Annotated in this window: 1 protein-coding gene; it reads right to left on the minus strand. The window is 64.9% G+C overall.

Going from position 1 to position 2,932, the window contains the following annotated elements:
- Window positions 1–171: 171 nt before the first annotated feature.
- Window positions 172–2,904: a TonB-dependent receptor gene (locus AC04L7_RS15735; protein ID WP_475513375.1), complete on the minus strand. Its 2,733-nt coding sequence runs from the start codon at window positions 2,902–2,904 to the stop codon at window positions 172–174.
- Window positions 2,905–2,932 lie beyond the last annotated feature (28 nt).

The following is a 2,932-nucleotide window of genomic DNA, read 5'->3' on the forward strand; positions in this document are numbered from 1 at the left end:
CGTGCAGGCAGTGAGCGCGAGCAGCATGAAGGCCAATCCGGCCAGGGCGCGATGGGCGATGCGTCGGTTCATCGGAGTCCTCGATAGCGGCGGGCCTAGCATGCCCAAAAAAAAGCGGGCCAGGACGGATCCGGGCCCGCAGAGGGAGAGTGTTCCCTTACATCGTGAGGCTTAGAACTTGAAGCGGAAATTCAGGTAGTACTGACGGCCGTTGCTGTAGAACGCATGCGGCAGGTAGCCCGGTACCGCGTCGTTCTCGGTGTAGTACTTCAGCTTCGGGTTGTTGAGGTTCAGGCCATCGAGGCTGATGGTCAGCCACTCGGTGGCCTTGAAGCCCAGCGACGCCGAGACCGTGGCGAAGTCGTCCTGGTAGAAGTTGTCGGCGCGGCTGACGCCGGCGTAGAACGAACTGCGGTAGCTGTAGTTGATGCGTGCGTTGAAGCGGTCGTTCTCGTACCAGCCCGACAGGTTGTAGGTGTTCTCGGAGGTACCGTTGAGCGGCTTGCCGCCATCGGCCTCGCCATCCACGTAGGTGTAGTTGGCGTTGAAACCGAAGTTGTCGCCGATCGGCTGCTCGTAGGTCAGTTCGACGCCGCGGGCCTTGCCGTTCGAATTGACCGGGATCGACACCAGGTAGTCGCTGTAGACATCCGTGCCGGCCGCCTGGCTGGCCTGCTGGTCCTTGTACTGCACGATCACGTTGCCGAAGTCGACATAACCGTCCAGGTCCATGGAGAACACGCTGGCGGCCAGCAGTGCGCGCGGAGCGAAGTACCACTCCAGCGACGCGTCGAAGTTGGTCGACACCAGCGGGTCGAGGTTCGGATTGCCGCCGCTGCCTTCGTGCGTGAGGTCGTTCAGCGTAAGCGAACCGGCCAGCGCGGAGAAGTCCGGGCGGGTCATGGTCTTGCTGCCCGACACGCGCGCCACCAGGGAGTCGGTCAGTTCGAACTTGAAGTTCACGCTGGGCAGCAGCTCGTTGTAGTCGTTGTTCACCACGACCGGCAGGTAGTCGCCGAACGCCGACCCGGTGATCGCGCCCGGAATGCCCGAGTTGACCGCCAGCGCCTGGTTGTAGTTCACGTCGGTCTGCGTACGCACGTAGCGCAGGCCGGCGTTGCCGCTCCAGCGGTCGCCGCGGAAGTTCAACTGCGCGTACACCGCGTTGATGTCTTCCTTCACGCCGTAGACGTCGGAGAAGTAGAAGCGCTCCGGGTTGTTGCGGTTGGCGAAGCGGGCATTGATCTCCGCCAGCTGGGCGGGCGTGTAGTACCAGATGCCCGACGGCACGTTGCCGCCCACGCCGAAGTCGCCGGGATACGCGCCGCCGGCCGCCGGGTACGCCGCGATGTCGGTCCAGTTGGTGGCCCAGTTGGGACCCTGCGCGAGCGAGAAGTCGTTGCTGCGCTCGTGCGTGGCGTAGCGGTAGCCGAAGTCCAGCGAGGACAGGGTGTCGTTGTCGAAGAAGAACTGGCCGTCCGCCGAGGCCCAGTCTTCCTTGTCCAGCACGTCGATGCCCTGCGCACCGAAGATCCAGCCGCTCTGCGGCAGGTGGTTCGCCGCGGTGTTGGTGCCGCCCAGCGACCAGTCGATCGGATTGCCGACGCCGTTCATGCTCCAGCTCGCGCCGGCGTTGCCAGCGATGCCCGTCTCCAGCACGTCCTGCGTGGGGCTGCTGCCCCGGCCCTTGGTGGAGCCGAGCTGGAAGACGAACTTCAATGCGTCGCTGGCATTCCACTCGGCATCGAGGGCGATGTACTTGGAGGTGGACTCGGCGCCGGGGCGGGAAATCATGTCGTACACGCCGTAGGGTGTAACGGCTGTGCTGGTGGTATCCGGCGCGTACGTGGCGCTGGTCAGCACGCCGTTCTGGATGCTGTAGCTGCTGGGCGCGCGCGCGTTGACGAACTGGCTGGCCCACATCATGTAGTTGCGGTTGTAGTTATCCGCCTTCAGGCGCGAGTAGAAGGCGTTGACGTTCAGCGTCAGGTCGTCAGTGACCTTGGCTTCGATGTTCGCCACACCGCCCTGGCGCTTTCGGACCTGCTCGAACAGCGCGGCGCCGATCAGGTTGGGATACAGCACGCCCACCAGATCCGGATTGCTGGTTGCGACGGGAGTGCGGGTGACGCCGTCCGCCTCGAACTCCGCGATCGTGCCGTAGCCGCCCACGACCTCCTGGCCGTCACGTCGCAGGCTGCGCTGTTCGTTGAACACCTGCACCAGGAAGCCGGCCGTGCCTTCATCGTTGCGCCAGTTCAGCAGCGCATCGAGCTGCGGCTTGGTGTCGCCCGGCAGGTCGGAATGGACCGCACCGATGGAGCCCTGGATCGTCAGCGGTTCGGCGAACTGCAGCGGACGGCGGGTGATGATGTTGACCGAGCCGGCGGTGCCGCCTTCGACCAGCTTCGCTTCGGAGGTCTTGTGCACCACCACGCGGTCGACGATTTCGGACGGATACAGCGAGTAGCTCACGCTGCGGYCGACATTGCCCACCTGGCTCAGCACGAACCAGTCGCCGGTGCCGATGCCGTGTCCGTTGACGAGGGTCTGGGTGAGGCTTGGATTGGTGCCGCGCAGGCTGACGCGGTCGGCTTCGTCGAAGCCGCCTTCGCTGGCGCTGGACGACGCGATGTTGACGCCGGGCAGCTGGCGCAGGGTGTCTGCCACGTTCTTGGCCGGCAGCTTGCCGATGTCTTCGGCGGTGACGACTTCGACGTGCGTGGCGGCGTCGCGCTTGGCATCGAGGGCCTTCTCGATGCTGCCGCGGATGCCGGTGACCACGACGGTGTCCAGGTCGGTCGCGGCCGTGTCGGCCGGTGCGGCCTCCTGCGCGTGGACCTGCATCGAGAACGCGAGCCCGGCGGCGATCGAGGCCGAAAGGATCGAGGTGCGGTACTTCATGATTTCTCTCCCATCATTGTTTTTAGAG

This window comes from Pseudoxanthomonas sp. LjRoot204_2 (genome assembly GCF_056175765.1).